Source organism: Thalassospira sp. MIT1004, from assembly GCF_001858545.1.
In the GTDB taxonomy this organism is placed as follows: domain Bacteria; phylum Pseudomonadota; class Alphaproteobacteria; order Rhodospirillales; family Thalassospiraceae; genus Thalassospira; species Thalassospira xiamenensis.
On sequence record NZ_MCAO01000046.1, the window covers coordinates 65349 to 85005 of the forward strand.

The window sequence follows — 19657 nt, forward strand, 5'->3', positions numbered from 1 at the left end:
TCACATCCGGAACACGCCAAAGCGCGTTTCCTCGACCGGTTTGTTAAGTGCTGCCGAAAGACCAAGCCCAAGAACCATGCGGGTATCCGCCGGGTCGATTACCCCATCGTCCCAAAGTCGCGCAGACGCGTAATAGGGATGACCCTGTTCTTCATACTGGTAGCGGATCGGGCCTTTGAAGGCTTCCTGTTCTTCTATGGGCCATGTTTCACCGCGCTTTTCCTGTGCATCGGCGCGGATTTGGGTCAAAACGTTTGCCGCCTGTTCCCCGCCCATGACTGAAATTCTTGCATTTGGCCACATCCAAAGGAAGCGCGGGCTATAAGCACGGCCACACATGCCATAGTTGCCCGCACCAAATGATCCACCGATCAGGACGGTAAATTTGGGAACATTGGCGGTCGCAACCGCGGTCACAAGCTTCGCGCCATCCTTGGCGATTCCGCCGCTTTCATATTTTCGGCCAATCATGAAGCCGGTGATGTTCTGCAAGAACACGAGTGGAATACCGCGTTGGCAACAGAGTTCAATGAAGTGTGCACCTTTAAGTGCACTCTCGGAAAACAGGATGCCATTATTGGCAATGATCCCGACCGGATAGCCGAAAATGCGGGCAAAGCCGGTAACCAGTGTTGTACCATACTGGGCCTTGAACTCGTCAAAGTCTGATCCGTCTACGATGCGGGCAATGACTTCGCGCACGTCGTAGGGTTTCTTGGAATCGCTTGGAATAACGCCATAAATTTCGCGCGGGTCATAGGCGGGGTCGCGCGGCGTGGTCAGGGTCAAACCGGGATTTTTCGTCCAGTTCAGGTTCTTGACGATATTGCGCGCAATCGACAATGCATGGGCATCGTCCTGTGCATAGTGATCGGTCACGCCCGATGTCTTGCAATGAACATCGGCACCGCCAAGGTCCTCGGCCGAGACAACTTCGCCGGTTGCGGCCTTCACCAGGGGCGGGCCTCCCAAAAAGATCGTGCCCTGTTTACGAACGATAATGCTTTCATCGGACATTGCCGGTACATAAGCGCCACCCGCCGTACAGGACCCCATGACAACCGCGATTTGCGGAATGCCTTTGGAAGACATGGTTGCCTGATTGAAAAAGATGCGGCCGAAATGGTCGCGATCCGGGAAAACATCATCCTGCCGTGGCAGGTTCGCCCCTCCGCTATCGACCAGATAAATGCAGGGCAGATTGTTTTCGAGCGCGATTTCCTGCGCGCGAAGGTGCTTCTTCACCGTCATCGGATAATAGGAGCCGCCTTTGACCGTGGCATCATTGGCAACGATGACGCATTCAACGCCTGAAACCCGACCAATCCCGGTGATGATGCCCGCAGCAGGAACGTCTTCATCCTCATACATGCCATAGGCGGCAAGCTGTGACAGTTCAAGGAACGGGGACCCGATATCCAGCAATTGACGGATACGTTCACGGGGCAGAAGTTTGCCGCGCCCTGTGTGGCGGTCGCGCGCGCGTTCACCGCCGCCAAGTTTGATCTGCGTGATCTGATCACGAAGATCGGCAACCAGTTTTTCCATCTGTTCGGCATTGTTGCGGAAATCTTCCGAGCGGGGATTTATCGCAGATTTCAGAACCGTCATCGTCAATTGACACCGTTTGTTGCCGGGGCTGTTTATGCAAGGAAACGGCCCCGTGATGAATGGCGTTTATGACTGCTGTTATGGTGGAAGTTTACGTAAACGTCAAGATTAAATAGGTAATCCAGTACCGAATTTACGTATATCAAAAATAGACAGTATATTGGGATCGTGAAATGATATCTCGAGTGAGGTAAAGTGTCGCAAAATTCGTATATATTTTAATTGGTTATGGATTTTTGATGGACACGTTTTCTGATCGGATCAGTCGTCGATCTGCTTGCGCAGTTTGATCCAGCGTTCAAGATGTTCAAGCCGGTCATTGCCGAAAAATGCCTCGTCTTCATAGAAAAAGAACGGCGACCCGAAGGCGCCGCGTGCGATGGCTTCGTCGGTAACTTCGCGGACGTGTTGTTTCCATTTCGGGTTTTCGACGGCAGCGCGGATTTCCCCGGCATTGATGGAGTGCCGGGTGGCTGTGGCAAAGACAACTTCCGGGTCCGACATATCAAGCCCGTCGGCAAAATATCCGCGATAGACATCCTTGGCGAACTTGATCGCCAATGCGGGCTTGGTTGATGCAATCCAGTAATAGGCGCGGGTCGGGACCAGTGCGGCATAGGGGAATTTTTCGGGGATGCAGAACGGCGTGTTCTGCATCTTTGCGCAGCGTTCCATGTCGTGCCTGAAATAGTCGCCGCGGATTGGCTGGTCCAGCAGCGGGCTTTGTCCGGTCTGCTTGAAGGCTGCCCCGATCATGAATGGATACCAATTGACCGTAACGCCGGTTCTGGCCTCAAAGGCGTCTATCCGCTCCGCCGCAAGGTAACCATAAGGTGACGAGAAATCGAAATAGAAAGTGACTTCCGACATGTTGTGGGGCCCGTAAATAATGACGCGAAACGGTGTGCCACGTGGCGATACCGGCAAAGCCATCGGCAGGATGGCTTGGTCATAGTGTGCCACTAAGCATTTGTATTGCAATCAAAATGATCGAATTTACGGGATCGTTATGCCGGGGCGGACTTTTACTTCTTCCATGACGACATATGTATGAGTCTGGCTCACGCCCTGAACCGAAGACAGGCGTTCAAGGAATTCACGATAGGCATACATATCAGCAACCCGCAGTTTCATCAGGTAATCAAAACCACCTGCTACCATGTGGCATTCTTCGATTTCCGGCAATTTGCGGATCGCGGTTGCGAAAACGTCAAACACGTCCGGGGTTGTTCGATCAAGCGTGATTTCGACGAAAACCACCAGCGACTGGTTAAGCTTACGGGGATCGAGCAGGGCCATATAGCCGGTGATGAAGCCGTGTTGTTCAAGACGACGGACACGTTCAAGGCAAGGTGTCGGGCTAAGATTGACGCGGCGTGACAGTTCGACATTCGACATGCGTCCGTCGTTTTGAAGTTCGCGCAGGATCTGTTTGTCGATCTTGTCCAGGCTTTTATGATTCTTCTGCATTTCTATCTATTAACCAGTGATAATGACTGCACTTAAAGTTTTTCTGTGGATGATATATCGTATTTTTAGCGAAAATGGCAGCACATTTTTTGAGTGCATATATATTGTCTGTGGCCACATGAGGAGAAAGCTCTGCGTTCCCATAAGGAACCGGAGGATCGCATTTGCAGGGAGAAGCCATCGCCATGTTTCGCATTGATATGCCCCAGGCTAACGAAATCCGCGCCAAAATTCGCGAAACCTACCGCACTGACGAAGAAGCCGTTGTCGAGCGCATGATCAATGCCGCCCGACTGGCACCCGAGCAGTCAGCCCGTGTTCAGGATCGCGCCTATCAGTTGGTCGCCCGTGTCCGCAAAGCCGACAATGGCAAAAGCGGCATCGATGCACTGCTTCATGAATATGAGCTATCCAGCAAGGAAGGCGTCATCCTGATGTGCCTTGCAGAGGCACTTTTGCGCGTTCCCGATGCGGTGACCGCTGATAAACTTATTCAGGACAAGCTGTTTGACGCCAACTGGCAAAGCCATCTGGGCCATTCCGACAGCTTCTTTGTCAATGCATCGACCTGGGGGCTGATGCTGACGGGGAAGGTGATCAAGTTCGGCAAGGCGGAAAAGGCCGATCCGGGCGCATTGCTTAAGCGCATGATCGCACGTTCGGGTGAACCGGTCATCCGTAAGGCATTCAACCATGCCATGCGCATTATGGGGCGTCAGTTCGTTATGGGCCGCACAATCGCAGAGGCCGCCGAACGGGCAAAAGCAAACGAAGAAAAAGGCTATCGTTATTCCTATGACATGCTGGGCGAGGCCGCCCGCACCATGGAAGATGCTGATCGCTATTTCAAATCCTATGTTGATGCGATCAACGATATTGGCAAGGTCGCCAATAACCGTGGCCCGATCAACAGCCCGGGTATTTCGGTAAAACTTTCCGCGATCCATCCGCGTTACGATTTCGCCAATTATGACCGTGTCATGAATGAACTTGTGCCGCGCCTCAAACAGCTTGCGCTACTGGCCAAGAAATATGACATCGGTTTCACTGTCGATGCCGAGGAAGCCAACCGCCTAGACCTGTCACTTGATGTGATCGGGGCGGTCTTTGCCGCCCCTGATCTTGATGGCTGGGAAGGCTATGGTTTGGCGGTGCAGGCCTATCAAAAACGGGCGTATCACGTGCTTGAATGGCTTGCCGACCTGTCGGTCAAGGTTGGCCGCAAAATGATGGTGCGCCTTGTCAAAGGGGCCTATTGGGATACCGAGGTCAAAAACAGTCAGGAAAACGGATTCGAAGGTTATCCGGTCTTTACCCGCAAGGCAGCAACCGATGTTTCCTATCTGGCGTGCGCGCGTTTCATGCTGTCGCGTCGTGATGCATTTTATTGCCAGTTCGCCAGCCACAATGCCCACACGGTGGCATCGGTTCTGGAAATGGCCGGCAATGACCGGACATTTGAATTCCAGCGGCTGCATGGCATGGGAGAAGCCCTTTACGAACAGATCGTCGATAGAAACGGTGAAAACGTGCCGTGCCGTGTTTATGCACCGGTTGGCACCCACGAGGATTTGCTGGCCTATCTCGTCCGCCGTTTGCTTGAAAATGGTGCCAATACCAGCTTTGTAAACCGCATTCAGGACGAGCAGCTCCCGATTGAGGAAATGATTGCCGACCCGGTGGAAAAGATGGCCGCCCTGCCACGCAAGGCCCATCCGAAAATTCCGGCACCGATTGATCTTTATGGTGTGGGGCGCGTCAATTCCAAGGGCATTGATCTGACCGATACGACCAAGCTTCTGCCGCTGGCGGAAAAGTTGGCCTCGATTCAGGGTAAAATCTGGCATGCTGCGCCGCTGATTGGTGGCAAGCTTGTCTCGGGCGAGGCTATTGATGTCCTCAATCCGTCAAACCGGAACGAAAAAGTCGGCGAACTGGTTCAGGCCGGTGAAGCCGATGTCGAGGCCGCGATTGTTGCCGCCGCCAAAGGTTATGAAATCTGGAACAAGACCGCTGCGACTGAGCGTGCCGCGTGCCTGCGCCGTCTTGGTGATCTTCTTGAAGACAACATGGACGAATTCATCGCGCTCTGTCAGCGCGAAGCAGGAAAGCTCTATTCCGACGGTGTTGCCGAAGTCCGCGAAGCTGTCGATTTCTGCCGTTATTATGCCAACCGGGCAGAAGAAAGCTTCCGCGAGGGCGGAATCCTTGAAGGGCGCGGCATTTTCGTCTGCATCAGTCCGTGGAACTTCCCGCTTGCGATTTTCCTGGGCCAGGTCAGTGCGGCACTTGCCGCCGGGAATGCCGTGATTGCCAAACCGGCTGAACAGACGTCGCTTGTCGCGGCTAAGGCCGCCGAACTTATTCTTGCTGCGGGCGTGCCGGGGGCGGCATTCACGCTGTTGCCGGGGCCGGGGCGGGTGATTGGCAACATCCTGATCAATGACCCGCGTATTGCCGGGGTGGCGTTTACCGGTTCGACTGAAACGGCACAGGTCATAAATCAGGCGCTGGCAAAGCGCCCGGGTGTTCCGTTGCCTTTGATCGCCGAAACCGGTGGCCAGAATGCGATGATTGTCGATTCAACCGCATTGCCTGAACAGGTTGTTCAGGATGCGATCATTTCCGGATTCCAGTCCGCCGGGCAGCGTTGCTCGGCCCTGCGCGTCCTGTTCGTTCAGGAAGACATCGCCGATAAACTTTGCCACATGCTGGTCGGGGCGATGAAGGAACTGCGCGTTGGTGACCCGAAATTCCTTGATATCGACGTCGGACCGGTGATTGACGAAAAATCGCGCAAAACCCTTGTCGCGCATGCCGAACGCATGACCAAGGAAGCCAAGCTGCTGCATGCCTGTGACATCTTGCCCGAATGCAAGGACGGCACATTCTTTGCGCCGCATTGCTTTGAAATTCCGTCGCTTGATGTTCTTGAACGTGAGGTGTTTGGCCCGGTTGTTCACGTTGTTCGCTACAAGGCGCGCGATCTGGACAAGGTTCTCGATCAGATCAATGCGTCCGGTTATGGCCTGACGATGGGCATCCATTCGCGTATCGACAGCACCGTGCGCCAGATTTCGCAAAAGCTGCGTGTTGGCAACTGCTATGTGAACCGCAACATGATTGGGGCCGTTGTTGGCGTGCAGCCGTTCGGCGGTCAGGGTAAATCTGGTACCGGCCCGAAAGCAGGCGGTCCGCACTATGTCGAACGCTTTGCCAAGCCGGTGACTGAAGCCGGTCAAAAGGCCGCTGGTAGTGCTGCCATTGCCGATGACCGTTCGCCAATCGTGATCAAGGCATCGCTGGCAGACGAGGAATACCGCTTCCTGCAGGCAGCACAGGTCAAATGGCAGGCGACGGATGGCAATGAACGTGTTCGTCTTCTGGAAAATTTCGCGGCCAAACTGGCAGCCGCCCCGGCCAGCGAACTGTCGGAAAATGCCGAACTGATCGCGAATTTTGCCGCAATTTCGGAAAACGGCTTTGTTGCGCCGACCCGGATGCCCGGGCCGACCGGTGAAACCAACGACCTTTATATGCTGGGACGTGGTGTCTATCTGGTTCAGGCCGAAAAGGATGCCGAGCCATCCCGGATTATCCGTCATATCGCCGCAGCCCTTGCTGCGGGCAATGCGGTAATTGTGGCAGGCGATCAGAAATGGCTTGGTGATCTTCCGGTATTTGCGCTCGAAGCAGGCCTCCCGATAAAGCTTATCGGCGTTGTGTCATCTAAGGTCGGCGTTGCCGTGATGTATGATGGCGATGTCGCCGGTGTATCCTGTATTGCGCCGCTTGATCGTGTAACGGCGTTCAAGCAGCTTCTGGCAAAACGTGACGGCGCGATCCTGTCGCTGATTTCCGATAGCGGTGCTGACGATGACGGTGCGTTGCCTGACGAAACATTCCTGCATCGTTTTGCGACCGAAAAAACCATTACCATCAATACGACGGCGGCGGGCGGTAACGCGTCGCTGATGTCGATGGAAGAAAACTGATCTTACGGATCGCTATATCCGTCACCAGAGGCCGGGGCATATCGCCCCGGTCTTTTTCTTTGGGGGGCGATATTGTGCCTTTGTGTTGCGACGAAACATGCCTGGGCAATTGTGCGCGGGCTTTTTTTCGTCATAATCGCCTGCCACAAGATGTGCCGGAACCACGGGCAGTTCAGGGCGTTAAAGCTTTATTGCGATCTGCTGTATTAGTGGTTCGAAAGAATTTGGATATGTCGATCCATCGGCATGAGAAGGAGCTCAAAGATGATCACGATTTCCCGAGGCTGGCGCAAAGCGATGAAGGCTGTTTCGGTATGTGCCTTGCTGGCGACGCCGCTTGCGGCCTGTGGGCCGTTACAGATGCCGCTGGAAGACCGGACCGGGAATGACCAGTGGCTTGATACCCAGATCAAGTCAGGCATCCTTGGCGAGTTCTCCAAGGTCGATCATACCTATCTTATCGACGTGAATGTCGATATCTGGAAACAGCAGGTGATGGTCACCGGCATGGTCGATTCCAAAGGCAAATATTTTGATGTGATGTCGCTGGTCAAACAGGACAGCCGCATCAAGACTGTCTATGACCATCTTGAAGTCGCCGATGCGGCAACCATCGAGGCCTATCACAAGGCAGAAGACGAATATGGCAAAAATGCCGTGCCGGCGGATTCGGCGACCCAGACAGGTTCAGACGTTTGGATCGAAAGCCAGATCAAGGCATTGTTATTGGCCGAAAAAGGTGTCAGTTCGGTGAACTACCGTTGGCAGTCCGTAAACAATATCGTCTACATCATGGGTGATGCCCAAAGCAGCGAAGAGCTCGACAAAGTGCTGTCAATCGTTCGTCGTATCAAGGGTGTCAAGCGCGTCGTCAGCCATATCGCAACTGTCTGATCACCTTGTGATTAAAAGATTTTCTCGCGATCCCCTGCAAATCTGCCGGTTTGCGGGGGATCTTTTTTTATCTGCGTGTTGCAAAAGTGTTTGAAAACTATTCGCATGTGGATTACAGGTAGGTTGCTGTCATTAATAACTGATTGCAATTACGCCGATGTATGTTTGCATTTGTAACGCCATAAAAGAACGCGATGTTCGTCGTGCCGCCGAGGAAGGTGGTGCAACCCGCCCTGCGGACGTATTCCGTTTTCATGGCTGTGCCCCGCAATGCGGGAAATGCGCCTGCCACATGCGCGCGGAATTGCTTCAGGCGAAAACATGCGGCAATTGCGATTGCGATGATGCGGCGGCGGTTACGGCAAACGCGATGCCTGTTGCGGCCGAATAAGCTCCAATATAGATCGGGAAATTTTGATGAAGCCTCCGCAAGCGGGGGCTTTGTTGTTTTCAGACCCGGAAACCTGCCTGCGTTCCGGGAATGCAGGCAGGCTTGAAAATCAGTGCTTCCCGAAACGTTCTTCCGCCAGACGGTCTGCAACAAAACCGGTCGACAGGTTTTGGCGGTCTGCACGTTCAAAGATTTCGCGCACGGTGGCGGCGATACCTTCGATATGCTTGTTGGTTTCGCTCACCGGCCTGCCTTCGCGGCAATAATAGACTTCGACAACGCCACCCGCATTGATCACATAATCCGGCGCATAAAGAATGCCCGCGTCGCGTAGCATTTCGCCGTGTCGGTCGGCTTCAAGCTGGTTGTTGGCAGCACCGGCAATGATGCGGGCGCGGATTTTATCGATGCTGCGGTCGTTAACGACACCCCCCAACGCGCAGGGTGCCAGAATATCGGCATCAATGAACAGGATTTCGTCGGTTGAAACCGCAGTAGCACCGAATTCTTCGACCGCCCGGTTAACGCTGTTGGCATTCAGGTCCGACACAACCAGTCGTGCACCCGCCGAATGCAGCATGCGACACAGGTGATAGCCGACATTGCCAAGCCCCTGAACGGCAACGCGTAACCCCGCAAGATCGTCATGACCGTTTTTAAAGCGAACCGCTTCTTTCAGGCCGATAAAAACGCCGTAGGCGGTGAAGGGGGATGGATCACCGGTCCGTGCTGGATCTTTGCCGTCATTAATACCACCGACATGCTTGGTCTGGCTGGCGATCTGTTCCATGTCAGCCGGGCTGGTGCCAACATCTTCGGCCACGATGTAGCGACCGCCAACCCGTTCAACAGCCCGACCTACTGCGCGAAACAGCTCGGGCGTTTTCTGACTGCGCGGATCACCGATAATAACCGATTTGCCGCCACCAAGCGGCAGATTTGCAAGCGCTGATTTATAGGTCATGCCACGGGACAGTCGCAGCACATCGTGAATGGCTTCCTGTTCCGACGCATAAGGCCACATACGGCATCCGCCCAGCGATGGGCCAAGATTGGTATTGTGCACGGCAATAATGGCCTTGAGGCCGGTGTCGGGATCACTGGCGAAAACAACCTGTTCATGGCCGTCAAATGCGGTGTCGGAAAAAACGTTCATCCTGGTGTCGCCTCCTGGCGCAAGCTCGTTATTCTGCAAGGGTCGGTCCCTTGGTTATTCCTTTATGTTTGATGCTTCGGGCTTCTGATCAATTTCAAAATCACCTTTGGGTTAAAAAAGACCGTTTCGGTAAAACGCGCGACAAAAGATGGAATTTTGTGATCGTGAGGAGAATGCTTTGAAATAATCTTTCGCGTACTGAAATGCGTATTTTGCGATTTATGGTTATCTTGTGCATTTGTCGTTGCGCGTCGCGATCCCGTTTTTGTCGTTCAAACGGCGCCTGAAAGGTCGAAATCCAGACATAAGGATAAACTGAAATAGACAAGTTGCGCTACGATAGGAATTCGTGCTGCACCGCAGAATTACGCCATTTTGGACCCAGCCATGCAAAACCGTCACACTTCAATCCGGATCAATTCATTTAAATATGGAATCCAGCCGGATGATTTACGGCTCGTTAAGCCACTTGTTCCACACTCGTGGTTGGGCGTTTCATTTTTATGAAATTCCCGGTTCAGGACACAGGCGGCGTCGGGCGGGCGCCGCAGGCAAAAGTAAGGAGACCGGGTGGACATGTCTGCTTTCACAGACCCACGCCAAACCGTTTATCAGGTTGAACTGCACAACCAGGCCGTTCGTGAATGCGTCAAAGAGAATCGTTCCCACGAGGTTTTTGATGATCGCTGGGCCGATGTGCAGACCCACGAAGTTGCTGCCAAGGACGAATACAAGGCACTTGCCATGATCGAAAACACCTATCCGTCTTGCGACGGTTTTGTTGTCGATCACGTCAAACGCCGTGACTAACCGGCACAACGGGATTTCCGGCCAGCGGCCAAAACAACAAGGGCGGGTTTCAACCCGCCCTTGTTGTTTTCTGTAATGATCGGAATGCCTTACTTCGCAAGTGCGCGATCAAGGAAATCAAGTCGGTCCTGTCCCCAGAACATTTCGCCATTGGCAAAATATGTTGGAACGCCAAAGATATTGTCTGCTTTTGCAGCTTCGCTGTTGGCATCATAAATTTTGGCAATCGCCGGATAATCGGCATGTTCGATGTATTCGCCCGACAATCCGTTCGTCACAAGCGCCTCGCGGACGACTTGTGGCTCGGCAATATTGCGATCTCGAAGCCAGACATCCCCCATCAGCGTATGGATCAGTCCGGTCGGGTCCTTGCCTTCGTCCTGAACCGCGATAATGGTGCGCGCGGCCAGTGTTTCGTCCACGGGAAACGCGGCAGGGTTCAGATTGACCGGAATGTTCAAAAAGTCTGCCCAGCGCTTCATTTCGACCATGCGATATTCCTGGCGCGGTTTGGGGCGTTGCGCCAAGGGAACACCGCCGCCATGTTGCCAGACATCCGCTGCACGGCATGGCTTATGGATGATCGGTGTATCATGTTTGCGTGCGATTTCGACAACGCGGTTAAACCCGAAGAACGACCAGGGGGACTGAACAAAGAAATAATGGATGATGGGCGTAGACATTCAAAACCTCCAGGGGCTGCCTGTCAGCGGCATATTGTTTTGGAATGATGCAAGATTGCCCGATCTGCTCTGTCACCGTCAAATGGTCTGACGGCATATCCCGGATTTGTGATGAATTCGCAGGTGGCCATGATCAGGATCTAGTAATCCAGCCACCAGCTATATTCATTCAGCCCGCCCAGCATCACACCATCAAACCCAAGCTTCATGATACCGCCCAGATAGCTGTTTTCGCTGCCGAACAGAATATTCTGCCATGCCTGTGACCAGTAATAGACATGGTGTTCCTGCCCCCAGCGCGCATCAAGGTTGCCTTCGCCGATGAATTCAGGGCTGCCCGCACGCCAGTTATTCTGCCAGTAGTAGCGATATGTTTCAGCCGTTCCGATATTCAGATAGGCAAGGATGGTGCGCGGTGTGCCGACTTTTTTATAGCGCAGACGCTTCATGTCGTCATAGGTCAGCGGGATTGTGCCGCGATGGAACGGATCAATGATCAGGACATCGTAATTGGTGTCGATCATTGCGTTGATAAACGCGTCCTTGGTTCCATAAGGTGAACTGTCGAGCACGATCGCGTAATTTTTGGCTTCGCGAATATTATCGATGATATGCGGGTTCGCACCAATTGGTGTGCGCGGTACTTTCGCCAATGTCGAAAGCTGCTTATCGGGCGGCGGAGCCGCGTAATAAAGTGCGTTAAGGTCCCGCAACTTCTGGCGTGCGGCCTGCTGTGCATCGCTTTTATCGGTGTAGTCCAGCGCGAAATATTCAAGCCCGGATGATTTCATACGATCCAGATAGCCAAGGATATATTTGGTTTCCTCGCTATCTGTGGGCTCGCCATATTTGTCGAAACCGTAAAACGGGGCTTCGATCATGATACCGTCAAGCGCACGCAGATAATTGCGTGCAGGCTCTGCCGTCCCGCGCGATGCAAACAGCGTGGTTTCAAGATATTCCGTCAGTTCCAGACCATTAAGGGCAATGATCGAAAAATCGCTGCGATAGGATTTCGCCCACCGGCTAAGCTGAATGACGAAATTTCGCATTTCATCGGCAAACTGAACATCCGGCTTTTCCGTTCCGGTTGCCTCGCTTCGCTTGCTCGGTGAACTAAGACTGTTGGGGGGCGGAACGAAAGGCTCCAACTGCTGGGCGTTTACCGGAGCAGTCAACGTGACAGGCGCGCAAAGGCTGCCAACTACCAAACCAAAGGCGACAAGGCTGCGTTTCCAGCGAAATCTGCTTTGCGGATTGCTGGTCAATTTGCCCGAAACTTTTCCCCGGCTCAAATCGCGTACTTTTTGCCAGTTTGCTTCTGCCATCATGACGCTGCCTTTGCCTGCGGTCGTGAAAGGACATTTTCGACATGGTCCGCTATTGCAAGGCATGCCGTCAATCCCGGTGATTCAATGCCATAGAGTATCACCAGACCATCAATGCCATGGGCTTCGCGATCCGAAATCAGAAAGTCGCGGGCGGCTTCGCCCGGTGCCTGAATTTTTGGTCGGACGCCGGCATAACCGGTTTGAAGGGCATTTTCGTCCAGTGCCGGATAGTATTTGCGAATGGCAGCTGCAAATCCCGCACGTTTTTCTTCGGGCACGTCATAGTTCGGTTCTTCAACCCAGGTCACATCCGGGCCAAAACGCGCCTGTCCCCCCAGATCAAGGGTCAGATGAATGCCAAGCCCCGCCTGTTCGGGGGCCGGATAAATCAGGGTGGAGAAGGGGGCCTTGCCCGAAAGCGTGAAATAGCATCCGCGCGCATAATGCTGTGGCGGAATGCTCTGTTCTGGCAGGCCGGTAAAATTATGCGCCAATGTCTGACTATGCAGGCCCCCGGCGATCAGAAGCTCGGCACAGGTCAGGCTCATTTCCTGACCGTCGCGGTCACGCGTTTCGATGGCAAAAATGCCGTTTTCAAATTTCGCGGCCACAACATCGGTATTAAGTGCCAAAGTTGCCCCGTTTGCCTCTGCCTCGCCCAATAGGGTCACCATCAGCTGATGGGAATCAACAATGCCGGTTGACGGGCTTTCAAGTGCTGCCACGCAATTCAGGGCCGGTTCGCGCGCAATCGCGTCAAGTCCGTCAAGCCAGACAAGGTCATGGACCCCATTTTCATGTGCCCGTTTTTCAATGTCGCGCAGGGCGGGTATCTGATCGTCGTGGGTTGCGACAATCAGTTTGCCGGTTCGTTTATGATCAATGCCGTTTTCTGCGCAATAGCGATACAGCATATCGCGTCCTGCCACGCAGAACCTCGCCTTCAGACTGTTTTTCGGATAGTAAATGCCGGCATGGATGACTTCGCTATTGCGTGCGCTGGTCTCGGTTCCGATTGCATCGTGACGTTCGATAATCAGAACTTCCCGGCCGGCTTTGGCCAGGGCGCGTGCGCAGGCAAGGCCGACAACGCCGGCGCCGATAATGACGGTTTGAATATCGGTGGTCATGTTGAAAAAATTGTCCGGGGCTTAAGAGTTGATCTGACGGAAATAAACGGCCTGGCCCTGATTGTCCTGACCTTCGCCGGTCACACTGCCGGGGTCTTCGCTTGTGTAATGGCCACGTGCAGATGCCCCGTCGTCACAGAACACATACCAGCTGCCAAACGGCAATGTGTTGCTTTGATAAGCGCCGCCATCATGCCGCCATATGCCTTCACAATGGCGAAGGTCACTATCGATAATCATCGTGCCTTCGCCGGAGGGCTGATCAAATTTCAGCATTCCCTGTCCGCGTGATCCTTGCCAGTTGGTGCTGATCGGTAATCCTTCGGACGGTGTGTCTGTCGTATTGCTATCTGGAAGTGCCGCTGGTGACGGTGTTTCGACAATTTCCGGGGTTGCTTGCGTTGACGGGATCACGACACCGTCGGGAAGCTGCACGTCAAACCGTGCAAAGAAATTAGCCCCGAACAGCTGGGCATCAACCACATCAAGCTGTTTAGGTGGAGCTGTGAAATCTGTCATGGTCTGGCGCGCGACCGGGTCACAATAATAACCAAGCAGGCGACTGCCACGCACCGTTGGTTTATCCGGGTTCCATTGACCGACAAACGACACGCATTGTGAACCGGCGCGAATGAAGGGGGTCATTGCAATCGGCCCGTATCGGGTATCTTGTATGAAATTCATGCCATTGGTGGTACTTCGTCCGCGTAATCCGTCAAACATTTCCAAAAGCTGTTCGGACGACATTTCATTGTTAAAGGCAAAGCCCGGGGCGGAAGTCGAAAAAACGCTTTCAACAAACAAATCATCGCTTGCGCCTTTGATACTGCCTTCCGCCGCAGGCGACAGCCAGCGACCAACAAAAACGGTACTGTTTTCGCGATATTGGCGCAGAAAGACCGTTGTAAGCGGTATATCGGATTTAAGTGAAAGCGGGCTCTGATCCGCTGGAATCTGCTCAAACCCGCCAACATCCTGCGCGTTCGCAGACGACATTCCGGTCATCATCAAAGTGCCGGCAATTACGCCACCCCAAAGGGCCCCCCGATTGGTCACTTTGCGTCCTTCCTTCATGTTATTGCTGGTGAAATCATTTTTCCCTACTCCTATCTTTACCTGTACGGTGATAGATTGGCTAGGGGCCAGTAGACAACTTGCCTTCAATGAAATTCTTTGTTCTTGATTTTTACGGGCAAAGACGCTCATTGGAAGCAGGGTTTCGGCCCTGGGGACAGAAAATTGCCTGAATAACGGAGCAAACTTCAATGACGGTGCACGAGACCAGCGCAACCGGGGAAAGCGCAGGCCAACAGATCGCTACCGCCAAGCAGCCAGGCGCGAAGCGCGCCCATGTGATCGTGATTGGCAACGAAAAAGGTGGATCCGGAAAGTCGACAACGGCGATGCATTTGATCGTATCGTTGATGAAAATGGGATTTTCCGTTGGTTCGCTCGATATTGACGCCCGTCAGGGGACACTGACCCGATATGTTGAAAACCGGATTTCATTTAACGAACAGAAAAAGCTGAAACTGCCTGTTCCGGATCATCGTCCGATTTACCGCAGCGAGCTTGATGATGGCAATGCCGCCAAGCTTGACGAGCGGGAGCGTTTCACCAATGCACTTGGCGAACTGGTAATGGGCTGCAATTTTGTGGTGATGGATTGCCCGGGCAGTGACAATTACCTGTCGCGTCTTGCGCATTCCTGCGCCGATACGTTGGTAACCCCGATTAATGACAGCTATATCGATCTTGATATGCTCGCCCGGATCGATCCGGACACCCTTGATATCAAAGGACCCAGTATCTATGCCGAAATGGTCTGGGATGCACGTAAACGCCGTGCAGCGGTAGATGGCGGCACGATTGACTGGATCGTCATGCGTAATCGTCTGTCACATCTTGATGCACGCAATAAACGTGATATCGCCGAAATCGTCGACAAACTGGCCGCTCGCATACGCTTTCGTGTTGCACCGGGCTTTGGCGAACGCGTGATCTACCGGGAATTGTTCCTGAAAGGTTTGACCCTGCTTGACCTTCGCGAGAAGGGGGTGGGAATCCCGCTTAGCATGTCGCACATGGCAGCCCGGCAGGAAGTTCGTGCGTTGCTTGAAATAATCGGCTTCACACCGGCAGATGGCGAAGAGTTGCCGATCTGATATAAGCGCCCCTATATCAGGGTGATAGTGCCCTGAAAAATGGTTAGTGCCCGTGCCCGGAAACAAATCGACACCCGAAACACAAGCCAAACAGCAAAGCCGTGTTGCGTCTGATGTTTCAAACCATACAGACGTGACCGCCTTTGTGAAGCAGGCGCGCACTTTGGCTGCTGTTGCACCGGCTTCTGGTCCTGCGCAGGGGCGTTTGATCTTTGCGATGGATGCAACGGCCAGCCGTCAGCCAAGCTGGGATAGTGCCGCAGTTCTGCAGGCTGAAATGTTTGATGCCGTCGCAGGCATTGGCAGCACACTGGATATTCAGCTTGTTTTCTTCCGTGGTATTTCGGAATGCAAGGCCAGTGCCTGGTATCGGGATGCGGCAAGGTTGCGTGACTCCATGACAAAAGTCACCTGTCGTGCGGGGCATACACAGCTTGCCCGGGTGCTTGGCCATGTTGAAAGTCAGGCGAAGGATAAAAAGATCAACGCCTTGATTTATGTCGGGGATTGCCTCGAGGAAGATATCGATAATCTTGCCGGGCTGGCGGGGCAGCTGGCGTTAAAGGGGATCAAGGCATTCATGTTTCAGGAAGGATATGACGTGAAAGCCGAGACTGCCTTCCGCGAAATTGCCCGGATCACCGGTGGTGCTTTTGCCCGTTTTGATGCCAGCGCAGCAGACCGTTTACGCGATTTGCTTGGCGCGGTTGCAAGTTATGCGGTTGGCGGGATCAACGCGCTCGAGGAATACGGCCACAAAACATCATCGCAGGATGTCAAATTGCTGGGCTCCCAACTGCGGAAACCCCGATAATGCAATGGTTCTTGTTGGGGATAGGGCTTTTCGTTGCTGCCGGATTTATCATCAGATGGTTATCGTCAGCCGAGCCAAAGCACGTCAGAAAGATCGGGATGTGGGTCGCCGTTCTGTCGCTGGGCGTGCTGGCAGCGTGGTTGCTTCTGACCGGAAAGCTTGCGGCCATGGTTGCCGCCCTTGTTGCTGCCATACCCTTCCTCTCTAGAATCCTCAAAATTGGCTTATTGTGGCCATTATTGCGCAGGATGTTCGGTTTTGCCCGCTCTGGCGGCGGCAGGCCTTCCGGGCGTGCGTCTGCCAGTTCAGGACGGGTATCGGAGATAAAAACGGATTATCTGCGCATGTATCTTGATCACGACAGCGGTCAACTGGCTGGCACAATCGTGCGCGGCTCGATGATTGGGCGGGATCTGGATACGCTCGGGGTTGACGAGATGCGCGTGCTTTATGTTGAATGTTGCGGCGCACAAGATCAAAGCCAGACTGTTCTGGAAACCTATCTGGAACGCCGACCGGATTGTTCAGGATGGCAGAACTGGCAGGCGTCCCGGGATGAAAATGATAATGGAAACGGCCGTGCCGGAAACGATTACGAGCAAGCTGACAGTGGATTTCGCAGCGGAGAGATGAATGCAGGTGAGGCCCGAAGAATCCTTGGTGTTTCCGAACAGGCGACGCGCGAGGAGATTAATCGGGCCTATCAGGTCCTGATCAAGGCCGTTCACCCGGATCATGGCGGATCAGATTATCTTGCATCCAAAATCAATGCGGCCCGGAGCCTCCTGTTACAGCTTTTTAAAGATTGAACTGAATAAACAGCGCACTCGCTTGATCCGCGTTCTTGAAATGTGGCAGAAGCATAAGATTGGCCGAATGCGAATGAGGCGGGTATGACGCGGTCAAAACAGAGGAAAAAAGGCATGTCGAAGCGAATCAAAAAGGCTGTATTCCCGGTTGCGGGTATGGGAACCCGTTTTTTGCCAGCAACCAAGGCAATGCCCAAGGAAATGCTGCCAGTGGTAGACAAGCCGCTTATTCAATATGCCGTTGAAGAGGCAATCGCGGCGGGCATCGAAGAATTCATCTTCGTAACCGGTCGTGGCAAAACCGCAATCGAAGACCATTTCGACCGTTCTGCCGAACTCGAAGCGATCCTGATGGAGCGCGGCAAACATGATGCGCTTGAAACCTCGCTTGCGATGATTCCGGAAAATGGTCGTGTGACCTATACCCGTCAGGGCAATCCTCTGGGGCTTGGTCATGCCGTATTGTGCGCCAAATCTCTTGTCGGTGACGAGCCCTTCGTCGTTCTTCTGGCCGATGACCTGATCCAGTCAAAAGTGCCTTGCATGAAGCAGATGGTCGAAAGCTATGGCCGGACGGGTGGCAATATGGTTGCCGTTATGGACGTCCCGCGCGAGGAAACCCAGCGTTACGGCGTGCTTGAAGTCGAAGGCACCAATGGCCGACTGGTCAGCGCCTGCGGCATGGTTGAAAAGCCCAAGCCCGAAGACGCGCCATCGACCTTGTCGGCGATTGGCCGCTACATCCTTGATCCGGGTATCTTTGAGGTCCTTGAGAATATTCCGCGCGGTGCGGGCAATGAAATCCAGCTTACGGATGCGCTTGCGGCCATGATTGGAAAAGTTCCGTTTTACGGCTATCGCTTCGAAGGCCGTCGTTTTGACTGCGGCAACAAGATCGGTTTCCTGAAGGCCACCATGTCTTTCGCGCTGGCACGCGAAGACATGCGTGATGACGTTCGCAATCTTATTCACGAATTCGCCGCGGGCGAAGCCGCGGAATAATAGAATTCACTTAATATATTTTGGCAGGAGCCGGGACAGACTCCTGCCAATGACGACTATTGGGGTAAAGCATCCATGCGCATAGCAATGATCGGGACCGGATATGTGGGGCTTGTCTCCGGTGCCTGTTTCTCGGAATTTGGCACTGACGTTATCTGTGTTGATAAGGACGAAGCAAAGATTGCCCGTCTTGAAGACGGCATCATGCCGATCTACGAGCCGGGCCTTGATGTTCTTGTTGAAAATAACGTCAAGGCGGGGCGTCTGACATTCACGACCGACCTTAAGGAAGGCGTGAAAGGTGCCGAGGCGATCTTTATTGCCGTTGGCACGCCGACCCGTCGTGGTGATGGTCACGCCGATCTCAGCTACGTTTATGCCGCAGCCGAAGAAATTGCAGACGCAATGGAAGGCTTTACCGTCATCGTGACCAAATCGACCGTACCGGTCGGCACGGGGCGCGAAGTCGAACGCATTATTCGTGAACGGCGACCGGATGCGGAATTCGCGGTGGTTTCCAACCCCGAATTCCTGCGCGAAGGGTCCGCAATTGGCGATTTCATGCGGCCGGATCGTGTTGTGATCGGAACGACCGACGAACGCGCCCGTGACGTGATGCGTGATCTTTATCGTCCGCTTTATCTGATTGAAACACCGATTGTCTTCACCTCGCGCGAAACGTCGGAAATGATCAAATACGCGGCCAATACCTTCCTTGCAGCCAAAATCACCTTCATCAACGAAATCGCCGATCTTTGTGAAAAGGTTGGTGCCGACGTTCATGATGTTGCGCGCGGTATCGGGCTTGACGGACGTATCGGAAAGAAATTCCTGCATCCCGGGCCGGGTTATGGCGGGTCATGCTTCCCGAAAGATACTTTGGCGCTGGTACGCACCGCACAGGAACATAACAGCCCGCTGCGTATTATTGAAACTGTGGTCGATGTAAATGCGCAGCGCAAAAAGGCCATGGCTGATCGCATCATTTCGGCCTGTGGTGGCTCGGTTTCTGGCAAAACCATCGGTATCCTCGGGCTGGCGTTCAAGCCTAATACCGATGATATGCGCGATGCGCCAAGCCTTGATATCGTGCCGGCCCTGATTGCGGCGGGCGCAACTGTCAAGGCCTATGACCCGGAAGCCATGACAGAAGCAAAAAAGCTTCTTGAAGACATAATTTATTGCGATACCGCCTTTGACACCCTTGAAGGTGCCGATGCGATGGTGGTTCTGACCGAATGGAACGAGTTCCGCGGGATGGATCTGGATCGCATCAAATCTGCGCTGAAACACCCGATCGTGGTGGATTTGCGAAATGTATATGACCCCGGCGAGATGGCAGAACAGGGTTTCAGCTATTCCTGCATCGGGCGTGCATCAATCGGAGGCTAAGTTA

17 protein-coding genes are annotated in these 19657 nt (G+C 53.6%); 9 read left to right on the forward strand and 8 right to left on the reverse strand.

Features of this window, described 5'->3' with window-relative positions; genetic code table 11:
- The 3 genes from BC440_RS20275 to BC440_RS20285 form a co-directional block, all read right to left on the reverse strand.
- Nucleotides 1–1611: a carboxyl transferase domain-containing protein gene (locus BC440_RS20275; RefSeq protein ID WP_071241170.1), complete on the reverse strand. Its 1611-nt coding sequence runs from the start codon at nucleotides 1609–1611 to the stop codon at nucleotides 1–3.
- 261 nt (nucleotides 1612–1872) lie between these two features.
- Nucleotides 1873–2574 carry a 2-hydroxychromene-2-carboxylate isomerase gene (locus BC440_RS20280; protein ID WP_247643624.1) on the reverse strand — a complete coding sequence of 234 codons (702 nt, stop codon included), beginning with the start codon at nucleotides 2572–2574 and terminating at the stop codon, nucleotides 1873–1875.
- 33 nt (nucleotides 2575–2607) lie between these two features.
- Nucleotides 2608–3081 (reverse strand): Lrp/AsnC ligand binding domain-containing protein, encoded by a 474-nt coding sequence (locus tag BC440_RS20285; RefSeq protein WP_007090318.1) that lies wholly within the window; start codon nucleotides 3079–3081, stop codon nucleotides 2608–2610.
- A gap of 185 nt (nucleotides 3082–3266) precedes the next feature.
- Here BC440_RS20285 and putA point away from each other — a divergent pair, with 185 nt between their 5' ends.
- The 3 genes from putA to BC440_RS20300 all read left to right on the forward strand — a co-directional run bounded on the left by putA (nucleotide 3267) and on the right by BC440_RS20300 (nucleotide 8361).
- Nucleotides 3267–7076 carry a bifunctional proline dehydrogenase/L-glutamate gamma-semialdehyde dehydrogenase PutA gene (gene putA, locus BC440_RS20290; protein ID WP_071241277.1) on the forward strand — a complete coding sequence of 1270 codons (3810 nt, stop codon included), beginning with the start codon at nucleotides 3267–3269 and terminating at the stop codon, nucleotides 7074–7076.
- A gap of 264 nt (nucleotides 7077–7340) precedes the next feature.
- The gene (locus tag BC440_RS20295; protein ID WP_071241172.1) at nucleotides 7341–7970 is read left to right on the forward strand and encodes a BON domain-containing protein; all 630 of its coding nucleotides are present in this window, start codon (nucleotides 7341–7343) and stop codon (nucleotides 7968–7970) included.
- A gap of 157 nt (nucleotides 7971–8127) precedes the next feature.
- Complete coding sequence (locus BC440_RS20300) at nucleotides 8128–8361, forward strand: (2Fe-2S)-binding protein (RefSeq protein WP_065702021.1); 234 nt, start codon at nucleotides 8128–8130, stop codon at nucleotides 8359–8361.
- Nucleotides 8362–8470: 109 nt separating this feature from the next.
- Here the strand turns inward: BC440_RS20300 and BC440_RS20305 are convergent, their stop codons facing one another.
- A complete protein-coding gene (locus BC440_RS20305) occupies nucleotides 8471–9517 on the reverse strand; it encodes a Glu/Leu/Phe/Val dehydrogenase dimerization domain-containing protein (protein WP_071241173.1) in 1047 nt (348 codons plus the stop codon).
- A gap of 576 nt (nucleotides 9518–10093) precedes the next feature.
- Between BC440_RS20305 and BC440_RS20310 the strand changes: the two genes are divergently transcribed.
- Nucleotides 10094–10327, forward strand: coding sequence for a hypothetical protein (locus BC440_RS20310; protein ID WP_007090314.1), 234 nt, complete (start codon nucleotides 10094–10096; stop codon nucleotides 10325–10327).
- A gap of 89 nt (nucleotides 10328–10416) precedes the next feature.
- On the opposite strand, the gene BC440_RS20315 is transcribed toward BC440_RS20310, so the two are convergent.
- The 4 genes from BC440_RS20315 to BC440_RS20330 form a co-directional block, all read right to left on the reverse strand.
- Nucleotides 10417–11010 (reverse strand): 2-hydroxychromene-2-carboxylate isomerase, encoded by a 594-nt coding sequence (locus BC440_RS20315; protein WP_007090313.1) that lies wholly within the window; start codon nucleotides 11008–11010, stop codon nucleotides 10417–10419.
- Nucleotides 11011–11150: 140 nt separating this feature from the next.
- Nucleotides 11151–12341 carry an endo alpha-1,4 polygalactosaminidase gene (locus BC440_RS20320; RefSeq protein WP_247643625.1) on the reverse strand — a complete coding sequence of 397 codons (1191 nt, stop codon included), beginning with the start codon at nucleotides 12339–12341 and terminating at the stop codon, nucleotides 11151–11153.
- Nucleotides 12338–13471 carry an NAD(P)/FAD-dependent oxidoreductase gene (locus tag BC440_RS20325; protein WP_071241175.1) on the reverse strand — a complete coding sequence of 378 codons (1134 nt, stop codon included), beginning with the start codon at nucleotides 13469–13471 and terminating at the stop codon, nucleotides 12338–12340. Before BC440_RS20325 ends, BC440_RS20320 begins: the two co-directional genes overlap by 4 nt.
- A gap of 21 nt (nucleotides 13472–13492) precedes the next feature.
- A complete protein-coding gene (locus BC440_RS20330) occupies nucleotides 13493–14527 on the reverse strand; it encodes a hypothetical protein (protein ID WP_247643626.1) in 1035 nt (344 codons plus the stop codon).
- A gap of 209 nt (nucleotides 14528–14736) precedes the next feature.
- Between BC440_RS20330 and BC440_RS20335 the strand changes: the two genes are divergently transcribed.
- The 5 genes from BC440_RS20335 to BC440_RS20355 all read left to right on the forward strand — a co-directional run bounded on the left by BC440_RS20335 (nucleotide 14737) and on the right by BC440_RS20355 (nucleotide 19653).
- Entirely contained in the window at nucleotides 14737–15636 is a 900-nt protein-coding gene (locus BC440_RS20335; protein WP_007090309.1) for a division plane positioning ATPase MipZ, read from the forward strand.
- Nucleotides 15637–15688: 52 nt separating this feature from the next.
- Nucleotides 15689–16450: a VWA domain-containing protein gene (locus BC440_RS20340; protein ID WP_247643627.1), complete on the forward strand. Its 762-nt coding sequence runs from the start codon at nucleotides 15689–15691 to the stop codon at nucleotides 16448–16450.
- Nucleotides 16451–16548: 98 nt separating this feature from the next.
- A complete protein-coding gene (locus BC440_RS20345) occupies nucleotides 16549–17259 on the forward strand; it encodes a DnaJ domain-containing protein (RefSeq protein ID WP_071241178.1) in 711 nt (236 codons plus the stop codon).
- Between the two features lie 114 nt (nucleotides 17260–17373).
- Entirely contained in the window at nucleotides 17374–18261 is an 888-nt protein-coding gene (gene galU / locus BC440_RS20350; protein ID WP_007090306.1) for a UTP--glucose-1-phosphate uridylyltransferase GalU, read from the forward strand.
- Nucleotides 18262–18336: 75 nt separating this feature from the next.
- Nucleotides 18337–19653, forward strand: coding sequence for a UDP-glucose/GDP-mannose dehydrogenase family protein (locus BC440_RS20355; protein WP_063095731.1), 1317 nt, complete (start codon nucleotides 18337–18339; stop codon nucleotides 19651–19653).
- Nucleotides 19654–19657 lie beyond the last annotated feature (4 nt).

Bases quoted from the DNA above. Each gene is read 5' to 3' on its own strand.
- BC440_RS20275 (WP_071241170.1), bottom strand. From the start codon at position 1,611: ATGACGGTTCTGAAATCTGCGATAAATCCCCGCTCGGAAGATTTCCGC.
- BC440_RS20285 (WP_007090318.1), bottom strand. From the start codon at position 3,081: ATGCAGAAGAATCATAAAAGCCTGGACAAGATCGACAAACAGATCCTG.
- putA (WP_071241277.1), top strand. From the start codon at position 3,267: ATGTTTCGCATTGATATGCCCCAGGCTAACGAAATCCGCGCCAAAATT.
- BC440_RS20295 (WP_071241172.1), top strand. From the start codon at position 7,341: ATGATCACGATTTCCCGAGGCTGGCGCAAAGCGATGAAGGCTGTTTCG.
- BC440_RS20300 (WP_065702021.1), top strand. From the start codon at position 8,128: ATGTATGTTTGCATTTGTAACGCCATAAAAGAACGCGATGTTCGTCGT.
- BC440_RS20305 (WP_071241173.1), bottom strand. From the start codon at position 9,517: ATGAACGTTTTTTCCGACACCGCATTTGACGGCCATGAACAGGTTGTT.
- BC440_RS20310 (WP_007090314.1), top strand. From the start codon at position 10,094: ATGTCTGCTTTCACAGACCCACGCCAAACCGTTTATCAGGTTGAACTG.
- BC440_RS20315 (WP_007090313.1), bottom strand. From the start codon at position 11,010: ATGTCTACGCCCATCATCCATTATTTCTTTGTTCAGTCCCCCTGGTCG.
- BC440_RS20320 (WP_247643625.1), bottom strand. From the start codon at position 12,341: ATGATGGCAGAAGCAAACTGGCAAAAAGTACGCGATTTGAGCCGGGGA.
- BC440_RS20325 (WP_071241175.1), bottom strand. From the start codon at position 13,471: ATGACCACCGATATTCAAACCGTCATTATCGGCGCCGGCGTTGTCGGC.
- BC440_RS20335 (WP_007090309.1), top strand. From the start codon at position 14,737: ATGACGGTGCACGAGACCAGCGCAACCGGGGAAAGCGCAGGCCAACAG.
- BC440_RS20345 (WP_071241178.1), top strand. From the start codon at position 16,549: ATGTGGGTCGCCGTTCTGTCGCTGGGCGTGCTGGCAGCGTGGTTGCTT.
- galU (WP_007090306.1), top strand. From the start codon at position 17,374: ATGTCGAAGCGAATCAAAAAGGCTGTATTCCCGGTTGCGGGTATGGGA.
- BC440_RS20355 (WP_063095731.1), top strand. From the start codon at position 18,337: ATGCGCATAGCAATGATCGGGACCGGATATGTGGGGCTTGTCTCCGGT.